This window comes from Paraburkholderia caribensis (assembly GCF_002902945.1).
Classification (GTDB): Bacteria; Pseudomonadota; Gammaproteobacteria; order Burkholderiales; family Burkholderiaceae; genus Paraburkholderia; species Paraburkholderia caribensis.
The window spans coordinates 1491032-1513551 of sequence record NZ_CP026103.1; the positions used below are offsets into that span (position 1 = coordinate 1491032).

The following is a 22520-nucleotide window of genomic DNA, read 5'->3' on the forward strand; positions in this document are numbered from 1 at the left end:
CGGAAGTGGGCATCCGGTTCATCGCTGATGCAGCGATCAACCGCCCTCGACATCTGTCCGCTCCCTAGTGATTCCGATCAGCCGTTGCCCTTCTTTGCTGTCCTCGATTCTCCAGCCACGCGCGCTTAACGCCGCCCGTATCTGATCGGCTCTCTCCCAATCCCTCCCAGACCTGGCCCGCTCGCGTTCGCTGAGTAACACGCAAATGTCGTCCGGAATATCAGATGCAACAGGTTTCCATTCGCGCAAGCCAAGACCAAGCACGGTATCAAAGCTGTCTACGGTTGCCCTCAGCGTCGCGGGTGGCAGGTTGCTCCTGGTGAGTTCCCAAAGAATGGCAAGCGCTCGCGGCAGATTCAGGTCCTCGTTCACCTCATCGTCGAAGCGGGCAGCGAATTCCGGATGGACGCGACCTGCTTCCGGCCATGTCGAATAGAGATGGCGCAGCCGGTTCAATGCCGTCTGCGCGCCGTCGAGCGACGCCCAGCTGAAGCGCAGATTACTCCGGTAGTGGGCTGTCAGGCACAGGTAGCGGTAAGCGAGCGGATCGATGCTTCGACTTCGCAAGGTCTGAAGACGAATGAAATCCCCGCTCGACTTCGACATTTTCGTGTGCGTATCGAGCGTCAGAAAGTGTCCGTGCATCCAGAAGTTGGCAAGCCGCGTGCCGTATGCCGCTTCCGTCTGTGCAATCTCGTTGTTGTGATGGACGGCGACATGGTCCTCGCCGCCGCAATGGATATCAAACCATGTGCCGAGGTATTTCGCGGACATGGCCGAGCATTCGATATGCCAACCGGGGAAACCGCGGCCCCATGGGCTGTCCCATTCCATCTGCCGCTTGACTCCGGACGGACTGAATTTCCACAACGCAAAGTCGGTTGCGTTCTTCTTCGCGCCGAGCGCGACCCGCTTCCCCGCGTGCATACCTGCGCGGTCCAGCCGCGCGAGATAGCCGTAATCGTCCTGCTTACTGGTGTCGAAGTAGAGACCGTCGGCCGTCCGATACACGTAGCCGGCGCGTTCGAGTTCGTCAATGAACGCGATCTGTTCAGCGATGTGATCGGTCGCCCGGCACCAGACCGTCGGCTCCAGCAGGTGCAGGGCTTGCCAGTCCGCGACGAACGCGTCGGTGTAGCGTCGCGCAATCGCCCACGCGGATTCCCCGGTTCGCCGGCTGCCTTTCTCCATCTTGTCTTCGCCTTCGTCCGCGTCAGAAGTCAGATGGCCCACGTCAGTGATATTGACGACGTGCCGGACCTCGAAACCGTTACGCATCAGTACGCGGCGCAGGATGTCCTCGAACACGTAGGTTCTGAGGTTGCCGATATGTGCATAGTCATAGACGGTGGGTCCGCAGCAATACATGTCGACCCGACCGGCGTGGATTGGCGTGAACGGGCGCACGGCACGCGACCAGGTGTCATACAGCGCAAGCGGCATCGAGTTTCTCCATCCCCAAGACATAGGGCCAAAAAACAGAAAGGCCGCCGGTTTTGCAACGGGCGGCCAGAAGGCGTTGGCTTCAACGTATAGCTGGACGGCTAGACGCAGTTCCCCCCCGGCACGTTCTGACAACATGCGCGGATCAGTGAGGCGAGGAGTTTGGCGTGACTGGACATGTCGACAATCCTAGCGTCTGTTTGCCGCGCAGGTCAATACCGTTGAATCGCTGCTCCCGGTGACGGCCTGCGAATGGCCGATCGCTCCCAACCCGGGAATTCACGTCGTCGGAAGAATCGCTGATTCGAGTTGATCGTTATCATTCGGATACCTATCAATCTGAACCGAGAACTTCATTGCTGGGCTTGGCCGGGTCAGAGGAGATTCGAATGGAGCACCCGATCTCGTTCGACTGCTATGCCGCCGTGCTGCCTCAAATATTGGTGCCCGATGCCATAGACAATGACGCCGCTATTCAGCGCTGGCATAAGAAAATCAGGTCGCGATCGGCAAATCAGCGAAATGAGGCCAGAAAAAAGGCCTAATCGCGATGTAACCGCGCGCACGTCGTCGATAGAATTTCATTACGCACCGTCACGCGTCCGATAGCTGTCGGATCGCTCTCTCACATCGGATTTCCGGTTAATTCAGCATGACACGGCTCGCACGGCACTACGTCCCAGAACAACCGCAGCACGTTATCTTGCAGGGGCTCACGGGGCCCGCATTCCTCGACGAAGGAGACTACCGGTACTTTCTCGCCTGCCTGGCAGACGCAGCGCGCGTCGCCGATCTGGCAGTCCATGCGTGGGTACTCATGCCTGACGCCGTACAGTTCCTCGTCACACCTTCATACGAATCGAGCGTGGCGATGGCGATGCAGGCGGTCGGCCGTCGCTATGTTGAGACCTTCAACCGCCGCCATGGACGCCGCGGTACGGTGTGGCGTGGCGGTTACTGCGCAACGGTGATCGAGCCCGACCGGTATTTTCTGTTTGCGAGTCAGGTCATCGATCATGCGCCGGTGCGCAACCGCCTCGTGGCAGAGCCGGGAAGCTACCCGTGGTCCAGCTACACGCATCATGTCGGGCTGCGCTCCGATAGCTTCATCAAGGACCATCCGCTCTACCGGGCGCTCGGCGATACGCCGTTCGAGCGCCACCAGGCTTACCGCGAACTGGGCGCACAGCCCCTGGACGAACTCGAGGTCGATAACCTGATTCAGTCGACGCTCAAGGGCTGGGTGCTCGGCAGCGCCGCGTATTGCGAGTGGGCGGCGCAGACGGCCAACCGGCGTTTGATGCCTCTCCTTCTGCGCGACCGGCCGCCCAGGGTTCGCACGGCACGCGGCCTGGCACGTGTGGGCTAATCGATAGAAAAACAGGTGCTACAGCCGACGAAACTCCGCGCGCGATCCTCGGAACGCACGCGTCACGTCACGTCCCCGGCGCACGCCATCACATGACGCAACACGCTACGGGAGCGTCGCCGCCAACGACACTAGAACGACCAGAACAGAAAGTGGCGGCGACGTTGCGCGTGGACCGTGCGGGGCGGGCGCGTTTGCGGGCCAAGCTGGGCACGGGGATCGACGACTCGCGCGCGCAGCGCCATGTCGTAAAACGCGCCCACCATCGGCAACGCGCTGTGGGCTCCCTCGCCCCAATAGTCGTTGCCGAGCGTCACACGTGCGTCGTCGAAACCCACCCACGCGCCAGCGACCAGTTGCGGATGCATCAGGATGAACCAGCTATCGGTGTTGCCCTGCGTCGTGCCCGTCTTGCCGGCTACGTCGGCGCGAATCCCGAAGCGGGCCCGGATGTCGGAGCCGGTTCCCCGGTTGACCACGTCGCGCATCACGTCGACGAGCGTTTGCGCAGCGGTGGCCGGTAGCGCCGCTTCTGGCGATGCGCTCGGGAATTCTGCGAGCACCTTGCCGTTTTGATCCTCGATGCGCGTGACCATGCGCGGTTCGATATAAGCGCCGCGGTTCGCAATCGTGCAATACGCCGAGACCATTTCCTTCAGCGTGACGGGGCTGGTGCCCAACGCGAGCGACGGCACCGCTTCGAGCGGACTCTCGCGCACACCCATCGCGCGCGCGAGCCGCGCGACCTTCTCGGGGCCTTCCTTTTGCATAAGCTGAGCCGTGACGCGGTTGCGCGAATACGCGAGTGCGTCGCGCAGCGTCATGGGACCACCCGTGGGCGGTTCCGCGTCGGTCGGCCGCCAGATCGCATGTCCGGCGAGAGGAATGGCGACGTTCCTGTCGACGATCGTATCGCTCGGCCGCGCGCCGTCCGCAAAGGCCGCGCCGTAGACGAACGGCTTGAACGTCGAGCCCGGCTGGCGCCGTGCCTGCTGCACGTGATCGAATGGCTCGTCGGCGAAATCGCGACTGCCAACCCATGCCTTGATATCTCCGTTGCGTGGATCGATGGCGACAAAGCCCGCCTGGATCTGCGCTTTGCTCCGGCACAGCGCGCGGACGAACGCGGGGTCCGTGGCGAGCTTTCGTAGCGCTGCCTGATCCGATTGCCCCGCGTCGCGCGCGGCGCGGTACTCGGGCGTCTGCCGGATGAACGTCTGGAACAGGTCGTTGCCCGGCCAGCAACCCGTGCGTTCGTTCCATGTGTCGTTCGCGATCCATTGCAACTGGTTCGTCTGCCAGTTCATCGCCTGCGTCGCCATTGCCTGCAGACGCGAATCGATGGTCGTGCGCACGACGAGCCCGTCGGCATAGATGTTGTAGCCGTTGCGATCGGCCCATCCGGTCAGCCACTTGCGCAATTGCACCGCAAAATGCGGTGCGGGGCCCGGCGACGCGGTCTGGAGTTCGAAATCGACGTTGAGGGGTTGACGCTTCAGCCATTCATAGTCGCTGGACTTGAGCTTCCCATACCGGTTCATCTGCCCGAGCACCGTATTGCGCCGCTGCAAGGCGCGCTCGGGATTGAGCACAGGGTTGTAAGTGCTGCTGGCCTTCAGCATGCCGACCAACGTCGCGCTTTCAAGAATGTCTAGCTGGGCCGCCGATTTGCTGAAATAGGTGCGTGCGGCCATTTCCACGCCGTATGCGTTATACAGAAACGGCACCGTGTTCAGGTACGTCTCGAGGATCTGATCCTTGCTGTAGACCGCTTCGATCTTGAACGCCGTGATGGCTTCCTTGAGCTTGCGCGTGAGGGTCGGTGCGCGGCCGATGTCGTCGGGATACAGATTGCGCGCGAGCTGCTGCGTGATCGTCGAGCCGCCTTGCCGGTCGCCAGAGAACGTATGCAGCGCGGCCGACGCGGTGCGCTTCCAGTCGATGCCGTGATGCTCGTAGAAACGACGGTCTTCCGTCGCGACCAGGGCATCCACCATGTACGGCGAAATCTGCTTGAGCGACACCCATTCGCGATTGACCGGCTTGAAGTCCGCGAGCAGCTTGCCGTCGGCAGACAGGATCGACGCTGGGCGGTCGACGCGGACTTTGCGGATGTCGCCGATGCCCGGCGTGAAAGGCACGAGCGCGAGCACGTACAGCAGGAACGCCGCCGGCACCGCACCGAATGCCAGCGCGACGCCGCGTCGCGTCGGATGCCTCAGGGCTCGCAGCGCGGCGACGACAACGAGTCGGGCTTTCGTTCTGCCGGCAGCCGCCAGCCGTTCGATGCGGGCGAGCCACCTTGTGCAATGTTGATGAAACAAGGACAAATATCGACGGTTCACGGTGACGACGCGCTGGCGGAAAAGGCGGGATCGTACCAAAGCGCCAGGACGCTTTTGCCGTCAAAACAGGGGTGCCGGCCGAACCATTAACAGATGATTACATTTGTTTCGAGTGGCAGCAGACATGCGAGTCCGATTCCCCGCGAACACCACTCAATTGCGTTGGAGGTTCCAGATGAGTCATGCACGGGAGGAAAGCCGCTCGGCCCGCGAATCGACCGACGGCGACCATGCCTGCGTTGCAAGCGAGATCGCCGACATTGTCTAAAAGATCTAAGGCACCCCTCCGGGCTTTCGCGTCAACCACGCGAAAGGCACCGTACGCCAGGCACAGTTACATCGGCGGCGCGACTCCGTCCTTTTCAACCACGACGAATTGCGCGCCGTATGTCCCGCCGCTGGCGGGGGCCGCCACCACGAACACTTTCTTGCCCGCGATCAGATCGGCGCGCGTGGCGGGCGCAAGCGTCACGACAGGCACATTGGCCGGCACCGTGATCGAGTTGCTGCCGCCCTTGTACGAGAGTTTCAGGTCGCGCCCGTTTGTGCTCTCGACAACCGTGTCCACATTCGCATTCGTCATCGAACTGTTGGCACCGAGATCCGATGCATAGTGGCCTTCGCCCGTGCCGCGCGCGGCATCGGGGAAGACCAGCACTTCCTTCGCGGTCAGCTTGCCGTCGGGGCCGGGCGTAGCCGCCGCGCCGACATAGGAGCCCGGTTTGATATCGGCGAGCTGGATTGCCTTGACGGCGCTAACCTTCGACGCGTCACTCATCGCGATCGTCACGGTGTCGCCGCTGCGGCGATGCACCGTCAGCGTATTGCCGGAGAACGACACGATGTCGCCACGGATACGTTCGGGCTTCACCGCCGGCGATTGAGCGAACGATGCACTGGCGAGCGTGAGCGCGACGAGGGAAGCAGCGAGCTTGAAGCGAATGGACATAGGTACTCCGTTGTTGTGATGTGATGTGATGGAAAATATCTGCGTCGGGCGGATCACGATCCGCCAAACCAGTTGTAGCCCTGGTTTTCCCAGTAGCCGCCGGGAAATTCATTCGTCACGGTGATGGCGACGATATGTTTCGGGTTCTTGTAGCCGAGCTTGGTCGGCATGCGCAGCTTCATCGGGAAACCGTATTTCGCTGGCAACACCTGGCCGTCGTAGGTCAGCGTAAGCAGCGTCTGCGGATGCAGCGCCGTTGGCATGTCGATGCTCGTCCAGTAGTTGTCGGCGCAATGCAGCGCAACGTATTTCGCCGTCGTATCCGCGCCTGCCAGCACCAGGAAGTCGGAGAAACGCACGCCGCCCCATTTGCCTATGGCGCTCCAGCCTTCGATACAAATATGCCGCGTCACCTGGCTGCGTTGCGGCAGCGCGCTCAACTCGCCCAGCGTCCACACCCGCTTGCCCTTTACGAGACCCGTGAGTTCGAGCCGCCAGGTCTTTGCATCGACCTCCGGTACCTGATCGATATCGTAGAAAGCATTGAACGGAAATGGCCGCGTAATCATCGATTCCGGATAGGTCGGCGCAAGCTTGTGCCCGTCGAAGAGCAACGCCTGCGCGTCGTCGTTGAACGAGGACATCGTGCGTAGCAGTGTGTTCACCGACTTGTCATTCGTCAGATCGCAGCCCGATAGGAGCGCCAGGCCGCCCAGCGTCAGGATTCGCTTGCCAAAGAGGCGCCGCGAAGACGAACCCAGTTCCTTTTGTGCGTCCTTGATGATGGAGGCGGCGTCGAGGGTCCGCACGTCTTTGCCTGAAGTCATGGTTAGCGGCCCCGGATCATGGTGAGCAGCGATCGCGGCACGAGCGCAACCATGACGATGTGGATCGCGAAGAAGCCGACGAGCACGCCCATCGCGGCGAAATGCACGACGCGCGCGTTATCGAAGCCGCCCATCAGCGTCCGCAGCAGTGGAAACTGCACCGGCTTCCAGATCGTCAGGCCGGACACGATCACCAGCGCAATGTCGACGATGACGACGAGATACGCCAGCTTCTGCACCGCGTTGTACTCGCTGAGGTTGCTGTGGCCAAGCTTGCCGCGCAGCGCTGCGACGAGGTCGGTCGCAACCGCGCGAAGGGTAAGGGGAAAAATGGTTCTGCGCAGCCGCCCGGTCAACATGCCCAGCGCCAGGTACGCAACGAAGTTGGCGACCAATACCCACATGACCGCGAAGTGCCAGAGCAGTGCGCCGCCCAGCCAGCCGCCGAGCGTGATAGCCGCCGGGAAGCGTATCGCCTTGAAAACGGGCGACGCCTCATACACCTGCCAGCCGCTCATGCACATGAGGATCACCGCTGCGGCGTTGATCCAGTGGAATGCACGGACCCATAAGGGATGAATCGTGGCGTGATTCAAAGAGACCTCGTTGTCGACGGTACGGAAGGCGCGTTGCGCGACGATCTGCGGGAGAGGCGATAGAGCGCGCGTCGTCCGCGCAGCATCGTTCGACACTCCGGAGCCGGCACCACGGTCGCGCAGCGGCTCGTGGTCGGCTTGAAGATGAGGATCGCAGGTGGGCGGCAGCGAGGGTATCGGTCAAACGACCGATGAGCGCCGGCGTTCGATGTCCGGCCGCATGAGGAAATGCGTTGATGGAAATGTAAAAAGCGGCACGGCTACCTGGCGATCCACGCCCGATCCGCCTTTAAGCGAGCACGATGTCCCGCTCCCCTCCAGACTGGATGTTGATGTACACGACATCATGAAGCGTCTCGTTCCTGACGTGGTGGATGACGCCGGGTTCAACCGTGTAATGGTCATCGACGCGCCTTGTGTCGACCAACGCGCCGGCTTTCGTTTCGACAGTCAGCACGCCTTGAACGACGACAAAGCGATCTCTTACCTTCGTATGGTGATGCCACTCCGTTTCGCCGCCGGGAAGAACCGTGGTCTGGGAGACGGCGTAGTCTTCCTCGATCAGCAGCGTCTTGTATCGTACCTTGCTGTTCGCGAGGGGAATGTCCTTGTCATTCAATTCAGCCTCCTGTGAGATGAGCTCTCACTGTAGCGTCCGGATCGATATCCAGGGTAGCGACGAATTTGTGTACGATGGTGTGAGTTAAATCGACGTCTCGATCCTCATGCGCCGACTTCCCCCGCTCAATGCACTTCGCGCCTTTGACGCAGCCGCCCGCCAACTCAGTATTTCGGCCGCCGCGCAGGAGCTGCATGTGACTCATAGCGCGGTGAGTCATCAGGTGCGCCAGTTGGAGCAATGGCTAGGAAAATCGCTATTTGTGCGCCATGCAGCGGGCGTGCGCTTGACGGCTGAAGGACAAAGTCTGAAGCAGGCTGTCGATCATTCGTTCTCGACGCTGGCGGCCCGATGCGCGGAGATCGCGGAGCAAGCGCCAATCTCCGAAATCGTGCTCGGTGCACCCGGCAGTTTTCTGTCGAACTGGCTTATCCCGCGGCTCGACCGGTTCGAGTCGAGCTATCCGGGTATTCGCGTTCGCTTGCAGACGAGTACGGCGATGGACGATCTGCGACGCCAGGTCGTCGACTGTCTGATCGTGAGCGATCGACACTGGCCAGCGGATGTCGAGGTCATGAGCCTTTTCGACGAAACGGCCGGCCCTGTCTGTGCACCGTCGTGGCCTCATCGCATTGCGATGCCGGCGGATCTGCCCAGTCAACCGTTGCTGCACACCAGTTCGCGCCCGCACGCGTGGATGGAATGGGCGTCACGGAACGGCGTCGAACCCGCCCTGTTCGCCGAGGGCCGTCGATTCGACCATTTGTCCTTGCTTCTCGAAGCGGCTGCGGCCGGACTGGGTGTGGCTATCGCCCCTGCGTTGCTTGTCGAGCGCGAACTGTCACAAGGCAAATTGATCGCGCCGCTAGGCTTCGGACCGAACGACGCCGTCTTCGCCTTGTGCGCGATGCGCGGTCGGTCGGACAAGGCTTTCTGCGACCTTCGTGAGTGGCTAGGAAAGGAGAGCACTGCGTGAGCCGGTAACAGCCTATCAGGCGCCGCGTCCGCGTGCATGAAGCAGCACGGTCCCGATCCCGCTACATGCAATCACGAGCATGCCGAGCGTCATCCACAGATCCGGTACCTGACCAAAGAAGAGCCAGCTGAAGAGCGTGGCGAACGCCAGTTGCGCATAGCCGAAAGGCGTGAGCACGGCGAGTGGCGCGCGTCGAAGCGCCTGCAGCATCAGCGAGTGCCCCGTCGTTGCGAGCGTCGCCATTACGAGAACAAGCAGCCAGCTGCCGAAGCGCACGCTTTTTATCTCGGGGAACAGGCTCGCCTGAGCAGTCCACAAGAGTGCCGAAAGCATCAATGTCGCCACCAATGCCGTCAGGAAATTTGTGGTCATTGGGTCGCCCGTCTTCGACAACTTGCTGGACACGACCTGAAAGCACGCGAAAGTCGTTGCGGCCGCGATCGGAAAGCACACCGCCCACGAAAACTCGCCGCCACCGGGCCGCACGACCATCAGCATGCCGATGAAGCCGAGAATGACCATCGCCCATTTGCTTCTCGCCACGTTCTCGCCGAGGAGCGTTGCGGCCAGAACCGTGGTGATCAGCGGCGCCATCATTGCGAGCGAAGTCGTGACGGGAAGCGGCAAATAGCGCAGCCCCGCAAACGTCGAGGCCGAGTTAAGGAGCAGCAGAATGGCCCGCAGCAATTGCAACCGGAATGGCCGCGCACCGTTGAGACCGCTCACTCCGCGCCGCATCAGCCAGACGGCGAGCACGACCGTCTGAAATACATACCGGACCCAAAGCAGCGCAAGCAACGGCACCGAAGCGCCGATGACCTTGACCATGGAGTCACTGCCCGCAAAGGTTGCCGTTGTGAGAACCATGATGAAGATCCCCGCTTCTACGCTCGATCCGGCGAAAAAGCGGTTCAAATATTGCAGGTACTGCACGCGTCTCCCTGATCGGCGCGTGGCCGAGATGGCTAGTATGGAATGTGAGGCGGCCTTCTCGCCGATGTCGCCCGAGTCAAGGCGTCGACTGCGACCGAGCATCACGTCTGAGTCGACGACAATGCCAGACTTCAATCAAAATTGGAAGCGCCGATATTCGGCGCATTCAAACGCGCACTTCTCCTGCCGCCGCGCGCATCAGGACCGCGATCGTTCAGAAATCGCAACGAGCTTTTTCTCTGAGTGTCGATATAGAGCACCGTGTGCATCCACTCTAAAGCAGGCGTGAATTTCCCCTGGACTGTCAGCGCCCGCTTTTTTCATGTCGATGTCGAGATAGCCGCTGGCAGCAGCGATGAAAGGCTGCATTCCCGCTTTTGGATTGATCTGTGCAACGCTCTGAATGACGCCATTCGAGTCGTAAAATACCCTCAGCTTCATGAGTCGCTCCCGCTATGGCACGTCTGTGCAGATTGCATACAGGACGTACGTGACCGTGAAATGCATGCCGGGAGGCGCATTCCCGGCGTCGAAACAGGTTATCGGTACGATGTGCGAAATACTGGTGTCGTCCTCCTGCACTACGCTTATCGTCGTAATCTGCAGTCCGGCCTTTATGTTCCGTAGTTCCCGATGGGGACGCTCAAGCACCGGTCGATCCAGTACGTCCGATCCTATTTCAACCAGAAGCGGCACCGCCTGCCATTCAACTAGCCGTGGCGGCCGTGCTTTTCTGCTGAGGCCTTTGTTAAAAGGCGGGTCCACGCCAGTTATTGTCCAGAACATCGTATGGCCGGTTTCGATCGTGCTAACGAGTGCTTCTATGACAGTGACCGCCATGTTCACCTCCGAAAAGCGGGATTGCGGCCGTGGCGAGGCTTAACGGTCGAATGTATTTCCTGGTTGAATCTAGTTGATTCGCGGAAACTGCCATTTGCGTATTGATGGACTTGCGTTCGCTAACGAACGCTGCAACGTGAAACAGTTCGTTCAGTCATTGCAATCCATAGGGCGCAATCGACATCGACCATCAAAGCCGGGACTGTTGAGCAACGCGAAACCTGTCCTTTCCGTTCCCGTCTTCAAACATTCGTGCCGATAGTGAATACTCTCGTCGACGCGATGCCGCATTCAACGCGCAACAAGGATGGCATGTGCGAGCCGTCTTGACCGCGAATCCGTCTGTCCGGCTGCATAGACCTGTTCGCAGCACAATCGTTACCCACCGTGACCTTGCACGTTTCCTCCCATATCGAACCAATCGATTTTTCAGCGCCCTCAGCCCGGGTGGCACGGCGGCTGATCGGCGCCATCCTGACGGTGGACGGCGTAGGCGGCCGCATCGTCGAGACGGAGGCGTACGATCCGGAGGAACCGGCGTCGCATGCTTTTTGCGGGCCGACGGCACGCAACGCCGTACTGTTCGGTCCGCCCGCACACGCCTATGTGTACCGGTCGTACGGCATTCACTGGTGCCTCAATTTCGTGTGTCGAGAAGAGGGTCACGGCGCCGGGGTACTGATCCGCGCGCTCGAACCGTTGACCGGCCTGGATGCGATGCGCCAGCGGCGCGGGCTCGAACCGATCCGCCTGCTCTGTTCCGGACCGGGCCGCGTCGGACAGGCGCTTGGCATCACACACCGGCACAACGGCATGTCGTTACTGGAAGCGCCTTTTCACGTGGAAGCGCCGCAAGAGCCGGTGTCGGTCGTGTCGGGGCCGCGCATCGGCATTACGAAGGCGATCGCGTTGCCGTGGCGCTTCGGCCTCGCTGCGTCGAAGTTCTGGAGCAAGCCGTTTCCGGAACACCCTTGAGCACGCGCGTCGCGACTGTCATAGCGGACCGCGATCATTGCGTCGTGGCCGCTTCGAGTATGCGCGCGGTACGGGTCCGTAGACGCGGCGCCACGAAGTCGAGAAACGCACGCAACTTGAGTGGCAGAGGCGTCTGGCCTTTATGCACGAGACTGACGGGCAGCGGTGCCGATTCGAACGTATCGAGCACGACGCTCAATGCGTTGTCGCGAATCGCGTCCGCGACCTGATAGGACAACACGCGTACCAGTCCAACGCCAAGCATCGCGGCGGCGATCGCAGCTTCCGCCGTATTGACTGCAAGCCGTGAATGAACGGGCACGGATACTTCTGACTTGCCGGACCCGAACGCCCACGCACGACTCGATGCGAGCACCTCGAAGGTAATGCACTCGTGCGTCGCGAGATCGCGCGGCTTGACGGGCACGCCATGCGTTGCCAGATACGCGGGACTCGCGCAAACGACCCGGCGCACAGTCCCCACTCTCGTCGCCATGAGCGTGCTGTCGGGCAGTTCTCCAATACGGATGGCAACGTCTGCCTGCTCCTCCATCAGATGCACGACGCGATCCGTGAGCACGAGGCTCACGTCGATCTCCGGATAGTGCGCGAGAAATTCCGCAACCACGGGCACGACGTGCAAGCGGCCGAACACGACGGGCGCCGTGACCACGAGTTCGCCCTTGGGGGATGCGTATTCCCCCGTCGCGGCGCGCTCGGCTTCGGCAATCTCATCGAGGATGCGCCGGCACGCCGCCACATACGAGGCGCCCGCTTCCGTCAGGGAAAGCTGCCGCGTCGTGCGTTGAATCAGACGCGTCTTCAGATGCGACTCCAGTTCGCCCACCTTGCGGCTCACCGTTGCCAACGGCATGCCAAGGCGCCGCGCGGCGGCCGACAAGCTGCCCGAGTCGACGACCGCGACAAGGATGGACATGGAATCAAGCCGATTCATCGGATGGCCCTATCAAAAAATGGAAGGATGATTCCCGATATTGGGAGATTCTCTTTATAAATGCAAGCGCGTAGCCTTCAGGCTCCGGGGCCCCGGCAGCTTGCCGCCCATGCCCTGAAGATCGAAATAGAAGGAGAGTGCCGTGAACGGCCTGCCGAAAACATCCAGTCATCCCCAGCCCCACGCGGTCGCGTCGCGCGCGAAGATCGTCATGATGGCGGTCATCGCCGGCGCGGTGATCACCAACATCTACTGCACGCAGCCCATCCTGCCGTTGATCGCTTCGGGCCTGCAGGTCGACCTGACCACCGTCGATCTGGTCGCCGGCGCGGCGCTGCTCGGCTTTGCAACGGGCCTCGCCTTGCTGTTACCGCTGGGCGATCGCTTCGACCGGCGCAAGCTCGTGCTCGCGCAGATTGCGCTCGCTTTCGTCTTCGCGCTGAGTTCCGCGCTTTCACCCGGCATCTGGCCGCTGATCGGTGCGTCGTTCGGTCTTGGCATCGTCAGTTGCGTGCCTCAGCAGCTGGTGCCCTTCGCTGCCGTCATGTCATTGCCGAGTGAGCGCGGGCGTTCGGTCGGCACGGTCGTCAGCGGCATCATGGTCGGCATTCTGCTGGGCCGCACGATCAGCGGCGTGATCGGCGCGGCCTACGGTTGGCGCGCCGTCTACGGCGTGGAAGCGGTGTTCATGATCCCCGTCTGGATCGCCGCCGCGTCGCTGCTGCCACGCGGCGTGCCTTCCACCGATCTGTCCTACGGACGTCTGCTCGCGTCACTCTGGCCACTGGTTCGGGACCATCGCCCGATTCGCGAATCGATGATTGTCCAGGCGCTGCTGTGGGCCTGCTTCAACGCGTTCTGGGTCAATCTGGCGGCCCTTCTGGCAAACGGCCCGCAGCATCTCGGCAGTGCGTGGGCCGGCGGTTTCGGCATCATCGGCGCGACGGGTGCGCTTGCCGCTTCACTCGGCGGCCGCGCGACAGATCGACTCGGCTCGCGCGCCGTCATTGCGGCCAGCATCGGCATCGTTACGCTTGCCTATGTGCTGCTTGCCGGCGCGGAGTCCTCGCTGACGTTCCTGATCATCGGGGTCATCGTGCTCGATATCGGTGTGCAGTCGGGACTCGTGTCCAACCAGACGCGCGCCTTTGCGGTCGATCCCAAGGCACAGGGCCGCATCAACAGTCTGTACATGACGGCCACCTTCTCCGGCGGCGCCATCGGCGTGATGATCAGCGGCTGGCTGATGACCCGCTTCGGCTGGACGGGCGTGGTGATCTTCGGCATTGCGTTGGGGCTGGTCGCTTCCGCCTACCACTGGCTTGGCGGCAACCGGCGCATGCGGAATGCGGCCCAATCGTGACCCGTACCATCGTGTAGCAGTGGAGCGTATCCGGGTGCGCAATACGCCGTGGCCTCGAGGTCGACGGATTGTTCCGCCCGATCCCTATGTCGCGGCATGCCGTGCACACCCTGGACACCTCGCATTTGCTGTCGACATTGCATAGGTGTCGCGCTGATACGCCTAAGGAAGACCATGCGCATATGCGTGGCATTGTGGAAACCGCATTTGAATGCAATGGTCTTCAGAGGGTGGTCGGTCTCACCTAATATCTTTCTCGCTGCGTCCACACGAAGTTCTTCGACAAATGCGGATGGCGTCTTCTGCGCATGTTTCGCAAACAGCCGCGAAAAACTTCTTCTGCTGACCGAGACGGCATTGGCAAGCTCTTCGATCGACAGTTCATCGGCAATATGATCGGTGACGTATCGCTGTACCTTCTCGATGAACGTGTTCTTGCGTGCGGCGGGATCGATATACGGTCTGCCCTCGTGATCCATGTCCATGCCAAGACGCGTCGCGACGCGTACGGCCAGTTCATGGCCCCAGTCGTCCGCGACCTGAGATAGACACAGGTGCCAGCCCGCCGTCGCACCGGCGGACGAGACCAGATTGCCATCGCGTACCAGCACCTTGTCGGGACGAATTCGAGCCAGCGGGCATTCCCGGGACAGCGCACTGGCATCGGACCAACCGACGGTGACTTCCCTGCCATTGAGCACACCTGCGTGCGCCAATAGAAATGCTCCACTGCAGATCGAGCCGATCCGCTTCGACTGGAAAGCGCAATCGCGCAACCAGTTCAGAAAGTCGCGTTTCGGGCGAGCGTTCGACAAGTACGGTCTACCCGTTACCAGCAAAACATCGACGGGCGCCTGAAACGCTGTGTAGTCGAACGGGACGCAAAGCTGCATGGAATTCGAGCAGGCTATATGGCCCACCCGCTCACCTACCAGCGACACCTGATACTGGCAAGTTTCCCGCAGGCATCGATTCGCTTCGTAAAAGACATCGAGCGCGCCGGCAATATCCAGCGCCTGCACACCGTCCAGCACGACAATAGCGATTTTCATTTTCCGGACCCGCACGTGTGCGACTGGAATGACATGACCTTGCGCGCGACTTACGCCGATCGACATGACCGCAATCACGTTCGACCTGGTTGTGAAAGCTAGTCGTATGGCCTGCAGATAGCCACCCTACTCTTGTTTGAATCCGTCACTGCAACAGGATGGACGATACTTCCGTATAGTCCGGGCGGTATGCGTGCGGAACAAGCGTTGGCGTGCGGGTGCTGTCCAGGGCGGCGCCGTCACCCGATTCGCTGCACCCACTGACTACGCCAGTCGGGTGCATCGAAGGGCTCCGAAAAATATTGGGTCTCGTGCACGACCTTATCGTCGTGGAACTTCATGATGCTCACGACGTACGTCGCGCGGTCCGTGTAATCGATCGTGTATTCCGTGATCCAGAGATCGCCGTTTCCCTGAATTCGCCTGACATCGAAACCCGCAGGCCGACCGGGATGATGACCGCGCAATGCCTGCAAATTGCTTCGTCCGACGATGCGTTCGCCCGACTGCGGATAATCGCAGACGGCATCGTCGTGATAGATATCATGTTCCAGGTCGAGATCCCCCTCGGCCGACGCTCGCCAGTGCGTATTCAAGGCTTCACGAATCTGTTCCTCTTTCATCGGCCACCTCCAGCATCAGGATGTGAATTCGGGCCTTTGTAACCTCTGCCGAGCGACACGTGCGCGGGCGTTGCCCGCGCGAACACAGCGACCCATGTCAGCAGCATAGGCGCAAATGTCCATGGGCGCTGTCTGGCTCAACGAATCGAAGCCCGCATCCCTGCATTCAGACGGCGTCGATACGTCGTATTCCGCGTTGCCAGCCAGTAGTAAAGCGGCGAGGTCAGAACGAGACCGATCACCCACGAAAGATCCGCGCCATCCAGATAGCCGGGCACGGGACCGGCGTACATCGGCGTGTTCATGAACGGAATCTGCACAGCGATACCGACTGCGTACGCAATGAGCGCTTGCGGATTGAAGCGTCCATAAATGCCGCCGTCCGCCTCGAAGATCGAGTCGATGTCGTACTTGCCTTGATGGATCACGTAGAAATCGATCAGATTGATTGCCGTCCACGGCACCAGCACGACGAGCAACGCAAGCACCAGATCGACCAGATTGCCCACGAAATTCGTCGAAGCCCCGAGCGCCGCATAGCAGCATGCAGCAAGAATGACGAACGAGAACACCGCCCGCGTGCTGGCCGTCGGAATCCAGCGGTACGCAAAGGTCTGCACCGATGTGATCGCCGCAAGCACGGCGCCGTAGAGATTCAACGCGTTGTGACTGATGACGCTGAGCAGGAACAGCACCAGCATCGGCAAGCCGAGCGGACCCGTGGCCTGCTTGACGGCATCCATCGCATCGACGCCCGGCGGCACGGCCAGCACGGCAACGGCGCCGAACACGAACGCGAGCGTCGAACCGATCGTACAGCCCAGATACGTCGCCCAGAACGTGGACGCGACACTGACGTTTTCCGGCAGATAGCGCGAATAGTCGGACACGTACGGCGCAAACGCGATTTGCCAGAGCGCGGACAGCGAGACCGTCGCGAGCCAGCCGGCGATATTGAAGCCGCCGCGCGTCAGAAAATCCGCCGTCGAAACGTGCGTCAGGATGTACCAGAAGCCGACGAAGATGCCGATGCCGAGCACCCACGTCCCGATCCGGTTCAGGATATGGATGAAGCGATAACCGATGATGCCGATCAGCCCGGAGCCCAACGCGCCGACGATGATGCCCACCGGCACGGGCACACCCGATTCGATTCCGTGCAACGATTTCCCCGCCAGCACGATGTTGGAAGCGAAGAAGCCCACGTACATCACGCCCGCAATGACGGTGACCAGCAGCGCGCCCCACGATCCGAACTGGGCCCGGCTCTGGATCATCTGCGGAATGCCCATTTGCGGGCCTTGCGCCGAATGCAGCGCCATCAGCACGCCGCCGACGGCCTGTCCCACGACGATCGCCACGATGCCCCAGAACAGGTTCAGATGGAAAAGCTGGACGCCGAGCGCCCCCGTTACGATAGGCAACGGCGCGATATTGCCGCCGAACCAGAGTGTGAAGAGGTCACGCACCTTACCGTGACGATCCTCGGTTGGCACATAACCGATCGTGTGTTTTTCGATCAATTGGGAAGCTTTACTGTCCGTGGTGGCCAAGATGCTGTCTCCTGTCTCGCGCAGCTGCGCTGCGATATTCAGCGGCTCAGGCGTGGCCCGAGCGCGCTCGTTGCTTGCGTTCATCCATTCGAATCACGTGCCGGGCCGGGTCGCGAGGTGATCGGCCAGTCGCCTCAACATCGCATCGCACGCTTCGAGTTGTGCGACTGTGACGAATTCGTCCGGCTTGTGTCCCTGATCCATGCTGCCGGGTCCACAGACCACAGCGGGTATGCCCGCCTGATTGAAGAGTCCGCCCTCGGTGCCGAATGCCACCGTGCCGAACTCGCGGGAGCCGCACAGCAGCGCGAGCAGCTGCGCCGCGTCGCTATCGGGCGGCGTCGCGAGTCCCGGGTAAGCCGAAAGCGGCGCCAGGCGAATCCCGGTCTCGGCATTGACCGCGCGCATCTTGGGCAATAGCTGGGTCTGCGCATAGGTTTGCAGCTGGTCGGCCACGTTCGTCGCGTCGTAGCCGGGCAGCGCGCGCACTTCGAAATCGAACTCGCATTCGGCAGGCACGATGTTGAGCGCGCGACCACCTTTGATGACGCCCGTCTGTACCGTCGAGTACGGCGGATCGAAGCGTTCGTCATGCTGCTCAGGCAAAGCCAACTGCTCGCCGATCTCTTCGAGGCGGTTGATCAGACGCGCCGCGTACTGAATCGCGTTGACGCCATATGGCGCGTACGCCGAATGACACGGCGCGCCCTTCACCTGGCAGCGCATCGCCAGCTTGCCTTTGTGACCGAGCACCGGTTTCAGTTCCGTCGGTTCGCCGATGAGGCACAGCGCGGGCTTGTGCGCGCGCTTCGCCAGTTCTGCGAGCATCGGCCGCACGCCGAGGCATCCCACTTCTTCGTCATAGGAGAACGCGAGATGCACGGGCACGCGCAGATCTCGCGCGAGAAACGCCGGTACCGCCGCCAATACCGATGCAATGAAGCCCTTCATATCCGCCGTGCCGCGTCCGTACAGGCGTCCGTCCTGTTCGCTCAGACGGAACGGCTCGACCGTCCACGGCTGTCCGTCGACAGGCACGACGTCGGTGTGGCCGGATAGCACGATGCCGCCGCCCGCGTCCGGCCCGATCGTCGCGAACAGGTTCGCCTTCGTGCGCTCCGCGTTGTAGAACAGCTCGCTTCGAACCCCGAGATCGCCAAGGTAATGCCGGATGAACTCGATCATCTCCAGATTCGAGTCCCGGCTGACGGTGGGAAATCCGATCAGCCGTTCGAGCAGCGCGCGGCTCGAGCCATTACTCATCGCCCGGCACTCCATAACTCGGCGCGGCCGTCGGATTGAGCGCGCGGGTGACGTAATCCTGCATTTGCGGCTTGTACGCCTGCCAGAGGCCGTCGAGCTTGCCGATGGGATCGTCGTCGGCCCAGTCGATGCGCAGATCGACGATCGGCCAGCTCTGCTCGCCGACGATCTTCAACGCCGCGGAATGCACAGGGCCCGCTTCGCCGCCCGCCGTCATCGCGGCATGCATCGCCGCGAGCAGCCGGTCGGCCAGCGCGCCATTCGCATTCTCGAATGCAGGGACCATCGCCTCGATCACGCCGGTGCCCGCAAGCATGTTGCCCGCCGCGACGCATTGCTCGCCCGCCACTGCGTGATATGTACCGAGCGCTTCCTTGCCGCTGAAAAACGCAGTACGTCCGCTGGCGTCGATCACCGTGACCTGTCGATACTCGCTCCAGTCGCTCGCACCAAGCGCACGATCCAGCGCGGCGGCGGGTTCGAGCAGCGTGTGCTCCAGCAGATCGAGAATCTGCGGACCGAGCGCGGGCAGCGTCACGTTCTGCGTCGCCACTGCGCCCACGCCCGCACGCAACCACGGGCAACGCGCGCCGACTGCGATGCTCGACGAACTGATCGCGATACCAAGCTGACCGGTTCGTGCACAACGTCCGACGATAGAAAATGTCATGTCGTGTTCCTCAGCCCTGAGACTGCGTCCATCCATCGGGAATGACGGCGATCACGTCGATCTCCATCAGCCACTGCGGCTGCCCCAGGGCCGTGACGACGAGGCCCGTCGAAATCGGGAACACGCCCTTGAGCCACTTGCCGACTTCCTGATAGACGGGCTCGCGATACCGCACGTCCGTCAGAAACGTGGTCGTCTTGACGATGTGCGACATGTCGCTGCCCGCTTCTTCGAGCAACTGCTTGACGTTCTTCATCGCCTGCTCGGCCTGCGCGCGCGGGTCGCCGAGCCCGACGAGCTGTCCATTGAAATCGGTCCCCACCTGGCCGCGCACGTACACCGTGTTGCCCGCGCGCACGGCCTGGCACAGGTCGTTGTCGAGCGTCTGGTTCGGATACGTGTCCTTCGTGTTGAACATGCGGATGCGGGTATGCGTAGGTTGGCTCATCAATGCACCTTAATACGAAGTAAAGGGAGAATGCGGTTCGGATCCGTGAGCGCTTCAGCTCAAGTCGAGTTCGCTGACCTTCTGAACGCGTGAATGGGCTGTGGCAGCGCCGTTAGGCGCCTTTGCGCGGCTATCGGGCGCGTCGTAGTACGCGAGGTATTTGCGCTGCGTCGCGATGTGATCGGCAATATGCTTCGCGTCGTGCCACACGCCCCAGATAAAAGCGGAGCCGCGACGCGACAACCACGGAAGCCCAAGAAAATAGATGCCCGGCTCTTTCGATACTCCACGCTGATGCTTCGGCTTGCCTTTGTCGTCGAAGGCATCGACTTGCAGCCAGTTGAAATCGACGGCATAGCCGGTCGCCCAGACAATCGACGTCACGCCTGCCTTGACCAGATCGAGTTCGAGAATGGGATGGATGACACAGTCCGGATCTGCGGGAATGACGCGCGCCTCGGGTTCTTCCGGGAGATCGAGACCGTTGCGGGCCGCATACGCATCCGCAGCGTCTAGCAGCGACAGATAGTTTTCGTCACCGCGCGCAATGTTGTCCGCGAGATCCGAGTCGAACGTCACGACGCTGTCGTCGAACGATTTCGTCAAACCGACGAGCGTGACGCCCTGATGCGCAAGACGTCGAAAGTCCACCGTATGGCCGCCGCGCGCGCCGCTCACCGCGATGGTCACATGCTCCTTGCCCGGGCGCATCACTTCGGCATCCCATTCGCCGAGCACGCCGAGCCACCAGCAGAAGTCGCGGCCGCGATACCCGCGCGGCGGGCGATCATGCGGCCCGACCGACAGATATACCTGCTTGCCCGAACGCTGCAATTCATCCGCAATCTGCACGCCCGACGAACCCGCGCCGATCACCAACACGCCGCCTTCCGGCAATTGCTGCGGGTTGCGATAGTCGGCGGAATGAATCTGCGTGAACCGATCCGATTTCGGCGCGACAGCGGGAATCAACGGGCGTTGAAACGGTCCCGTCGCGACGACTACACGGTTGGCTTCGAACGTACCGTCCGAGGTCTCGACAATGAAACCCTGGTGGCCCGCATTGCGCACCACCCTCTTCACTTCGACGCCGGTATGGATCGGCGCATTGAATTTCTTTGCATAGGCGACGAAGTACTCCGCCACCTGATCCTTCGACGCGAAGCCATCCGGATCGACATCGGCGAACTCGAGATTGGGGAAACGATCGTGCCATGCGGGACCATTGGCAACCAGCGAATCCCAGCGTCCCGTGCGCCACCGCTCGGCGATACGCGCGCGCTCCAGCACGATATGCGGCACGCCGATGTTGCTCAAATGTTCGCTCATCGCCACGCCGGCCTGACCGGCGCCGACCACGAGCGTGTCGACTGACGTTGTTTTCACTGCCATGGCTAAGTCCTTCTCAAAGGCGGTTTGATTCGAGCCGTCGTGACTGCGCGTTCGATCCGGGCGAAGCCACTTGTCGAACGGCGCGCAGCACCGTGAATCAGCTGTCCCGGTGCAGAATCTACGCGCGCCCCCCGAATCCGAAAAATATATTTAAAAAATGCACCGCACAGGATTTACCTATGCAGCGCTTTTTGACCGCCTCACAATGGTGCGCAACGAACGCCCGAATCTGGAGCATTGCCAATGGAAAGCCATCCCCTGCGTTACTCGCTTCGCCAGTTGCGCTATTTCGTGGTCACGGCGGAAACGCTGTCGTTCACGGCTGCTGCAAAGCGCCTGCATATCTCGCAGCCGTCTATCTCGACGGCACTCGCCGACCTCGAATCGTCATTCGGCGTGCAGCTTTTCATCAGACATCACGCGAGCGGCCTGTCGCTCACGCAAGCCGGCCGCGATCTGCTCGGACAGGCGCGCAATCTGCTGAAGATCGCCGAAGAGTTGCAAACGTCCGCCAAAGAGATGGACGGCGGCATGACGGGCTCGATCGCGCTCGGCTGCCTTGTCTCGCTCGCGCCGCCCTTGATGCCGAGGCTCATCAGCCGGTTCGCGAGCGAGCATGCGGGCATTTCGTTTCGCACGGTCGAGGCGCATCAGGACGGTCTGCTAAGAGGCCTGCACGACGGCTCGCTCGACATAGTCCTGACCTATAGCCTCGACCTGACGGAAGACATCGCGTTCACGCCGCTGCTGTCGCTGCCGCCGTACGTGATCCTGCCGACATCGCACCGTCTTGCCCGCGCGCGCAAGGTATCGCTGGCCGACCTGCTGCACGAGCCCTACGTGATGCTGGATCTGCCGCATAGCCGCGAGTACTTCGCCGCGCTGTTCGATGCCGTGGGCAGCCGGCCCGTGCCCGCCTTCCGTTCTTCGCAGCCGGAGGTCGTGCGCGGCATGGTGGCGAACGGACTTGGCTACAGCATGCTTAACTTTCCGCTCAAATCGAATCGCACGGTCGACGGCGAAGATTTCGTCGTGAAGCGCTTCAAGGACAACGTCAACGCAACGACGCTCGGCATCGCGCAATCGCGCACGATGCGGCCCCGGCAGGTGGTGCAACGGTTTGCTTCGTATTGCGAGACCTACATCCGGCGGCTGCATCTCGACACGTGAACGCTGCCTGAAACGCAGGCCTGCGCATGCGCCGACAGCATCCGCTCTACATAGTAAAAAGCTTTGCTTTGCATCCAAAAACAATATTTTGGCTGGGAATTTGGCTTGATAGATTGATGTCCATGTCGAGCGCAACACCACGCAATCCAGCGTCGGCGC

At 61.5% G+C, this 22520-nt stretch carries 23 protein-coding genes; 6 read left to right on the forward strand and 17 right to left on the reverse strand.

Translation table 11 applies throughout. From position 1 onward, the window contains the following. Window positions 1–36: 36 nt before the first annotated feature. On the reverse strand, window positions 37–1443 hold the full coding sequence (gene cysS / locus C2L66_RS36280) for a cysteine--tRNA ligase (protein WP_060608774.1): 1407 nt from the start codon (window positions 1441–1443) through the stop codon (window positions 37–39). A gap of 389 nt (window positions 1444–1832) precedes the next feature. Between cysS and C2L66_RS41020 the strand changes: the two genes are divergently transcribed. Then, on the forward strand, window positions 1833–1988 hold the full coding sequence (locus C2L66_RS41020; RefSeq protein ID WP_158512193.1) for a hypothetical protein: 156 nt from the start codon (window positions 1833–1835) through the stop codon (window positions 1986–1988). Between the two features lie 107 nt (window positions 1989–2095). Continuing rightward, complete coding sequence (locus C2L66_RS36285) at window positions 2096–2812, forward strand: transposase (RefSeq protein ID WP_060608777.1); 717 nt, start codon at window positions 2096–2098, stop codon at window positions 2810–2812. 131 nt (window positions 2813–2943) lie between these two features. Here C2L66_RS36285 and C2L66_RS36290 read toward each other — a convergent pair whose 3' ends face one another. The 5 genes from C2L66_RS36290 to C2L66_RS36310 all read right to left on the reverse strand — a co-directional run bounded on the left by C2L66_RS36290 (window position 2944) and on the right by C2L66_RS36310 (window position 8148). Continuing rightward, complete coding sequence (locus tag C2L66_RS36290) at window positions 2944–5136, reverse strand: penicillin-binding protein 1A (RefSeq protein ID WP_233445061.1); 2193 nt, start codon at window positions 5134–5136, stop codon at window positions 2944–2946. Between the two features lie 355 nt (window positions 5137–5491). Continuing rightward, entirely contained in the window at window positions 5492–6106 is a 615-nt protein-coding gene (locus C2L66_RS36295) for a hypothetical protein (protein ID WP_060608788.1), read from the reverse strand. Between the two features lie 53 nt (window positions 6107–6159). Further along, entirely contained in the window at window positions 6160–6933 is a 774-nt protein-coding gene (locus C2L66_RS36300; RefSeq protein ID WP_060608791.1) for a molybdopterin-dependent oxidoreductase, read from the reverse strand. Between the two features lie 2 nt (window positions 6934–6935). Next, window positions 6936–7529 carry a cytochrome b/b6 domain-containing protein gene (locus tag C2L66_RS36305; RefSeq protein WP_054931032.1) on the reverse strand — a complete coding sequence of 198 codons (594 nt, stop codon included), beginning with the start codon at window positions 7527–7529 and terminating at the stop codon, window positions 6936–6938. 289 nt (window positions 7530–7818) lie between these two features. Further along, complete coding sequence (locus tag C2L66_RS36310) at window positions 7819–8148, reverse strand: cupin domain-containing protein (protein WP_060608794.1); 330 nt, start codon at window positions 8146–8148, stop codon at window positions 7819–7821. A gap of 106 nt (window positions 8149–8254) precedes the next feature. Between C2L66_RS36310 and C2L66_RS36315 the strand changes: the two genes are divergently transcribed. Next, a complete protein-coding gene (locus tag C2L66_RS36315) occupies window positions 8255–9124 on the forward strand; it encodes a LysR substrate-binding domain-containing protein (RefSeq protein ID WP_060608796.1) in 870 nt (289 codons plus the stop codon). A 15-nt stretch (window positions 9125–9139) separates the two neighbouring features. Here C2L66_RS36315 and C2L66_RS36320 read toward each other — a convergent pair whose 3' ends face one another. The 3 genes from C2L66_RS36320 to C2L66_RS36330 form a co-directional block, all read right to left on the reverse strand. Then, window positions 9140–9991 (reverse strand): DMT family transporter, encoded by an 852-nt coding sequence (locus tag C2L66_RS36320; protein ID WP_233445062.1) that lies wholly within the window; start codon window positions 9989–9991, stop codon window positions 9140–9142. A gap of 264 nt (window positions 9992–10255) precedes the next feature. Beyond that, window positions 10256–10498, reverse strand: a complete 243-nt coding sequence (locus C2L66_RS36325) for a hypothetical protein (protein WP_103323742.1) — start codon at window positions 10496–10498, stop codon at window positions 10256–10258. A 12-nt stretch (window positions 10499–10510) separates the two neighbouring features. Then, on the reverse strand, window positions 10511–10897 hold the full coding sequence (locus C2L66_RS36330; RefSeq protein WP_060608802.1) for a hypothetical protein: 387 nt from the start codon (window positions 10895–10897) through the stop codon (window positions 10511–10513). Between the two features lie 360 nt (window positions 10898–11257). Here C2L66_RS36330 and C2L66_RS36335 point away from each other — a divergent pair, with 360 nt between their 5' ends. After that, window positions 11258–11872, forward strand: coding sequence for a DNA-3-methyladenine glycosylase (locus tag C2L66_RS36335; protein WP_060608805.1), 615 nt, complete (start codon window positions 11258–11260; stop codon window positions 11870–11872). A 34-nt stretch (window positions 11873–11906) separates the two neighbouring features. Here C2L66_RS36335 and C2L66_RS36340 read toward each other — a convergent pair whose 3' ends face one another. Beyond that, a complete protein-coding gene (locus C2L66_RS36340; protein WP_054930965.1) occupies window positions 11907–12827 on the reverse strand; it encodes a LysR family transcriptional regulator in 921 nt (306 codons plus the stop codon). A gap of 142 nt (window positions 12828–12969) precedes the next feature. On the opposite strand from C2L66_RS36340, the gene C2L66_RS36345 reads away from it, so the two are divergent. Beyond that, on the forward strand, window positions 12970–14190 hold the full coding sequence (locus C2L66_RS36345; RefSeq protein WP_060608808.1) for an MFS transporter: 1221 nt from the start codon (window positions 12970–12972) through the stop codon (window positions 14188–14190). On the opposite strand, the gene C2L66_RS36350 is transcribed toward C2L66_RS36345, so the two are convergent. From C2L66_RS36350 to C2L66_RS36380, 7 genes are all read right to left on the reverse strand, one after another. Beyond that, window positions 14139–15242, reverse strand: coding sequence for a GlxA family transcriptional regulator (locus C2L66_RS36350; protein ID WP_082670507.1), 1104 nt, complete (start codon window positions 15240–15242; stop codon window positions 14139–14141). The two genes, C2L66_RS36345 and C2L66_RS36350, sit on opposite strands and share 52 nt — an antisense overlap. A 239-nt stretch (window positions 15243–15481) precedes the next feature. Further along, on the reverse strand, window positions 15482–15865 hold the full coding sequence (locus tag C2L66_RS36355) for a nuclear transport factor 2 family protein (RefSeq protein WP_060608816.1): 384 nt from the start codon (window positions 15863–15865) through the stop codon (window positions 15482–15484). A 137-nt stretch (window positions 15866–16002) separates the two neighbouring features. Next, a complete protein-coding gene (locus tag C2L66_RS36360) occupies window positions 16003–17418 on the reverse strand; it encodes a purine-cytosine permease family protein (RefSeq protein ID WP_176056931.1) in 1416 nt (471 codons plus the stop codon). A 93-nt stretch (window positions 17419–17511) separates the two neighbouring features. Continuing rightward, complete coding sequence (argE, locus tag C2L66_RS36365; RefSeq protein WP_060608820.1) at window positions 17512–18681, reverse strand: acetylornithine deacetylase; 1170 nt, start codon at window positions 18679–18681, stop codon at window positions 17512–17514. Then, a complete protein-coding gene (locus C2L66_RS36370) occupies window positions 18674–19351 on the reverse strand; it encodes a DUF1028 domain-containing protein (RefSeq protein ID WP_054931034.1) in 678 nt (225 codons plus the stop codon). Before C2L66_RS36370 ends, argE begins: the two co-directional genes overlap by 8 nt. 10 nt (window positions 19352–19361) lie before the next feature. After that, window positions 19362–19799 carry a RidA family protein gene (locus C2L66_RS36375; protein ID WP_060608822.1) on the reverse strand — a complete coding sequence of 146 codons (438 nt, stop codon included), beginning with the start codon at window positions 19797–19799 and terminating at the stop codon, window positions 19362–19364. A 54-nt stretch (window positions 19800–19853) separates the two neighbouring features. Further along, window positions 19854–21191, reverse strand: a complete 1338-nt coding sequence (locus tag C2L66_RS36380; protein WP_060608825.1) for a flavin-containing monooxygenase — start codon at window positions 21189–21191, stop codon at window positions 19854–19856. A 243-nt stretch (window positions 21192–21434) separates the two neighbouring features. On the opposite strand from C2L66_RS36380, the gene C2L66_RS36385 reads away from it, so the two are divergent. Continuing rightward, on the forward strand, window positions 21435–22361 hold the full coding sequence (locus C2L66_RS36385; RefSeq protein ID WP_054930971.1) for a LysR family transcriptional regulator: 927 nt from the start codon (window positions 21435–21437) through the stop codon (window positions 22359–22361). The last annotated feature ends 159 nt before the right edge of the window (window positions 22362–22520 follow it).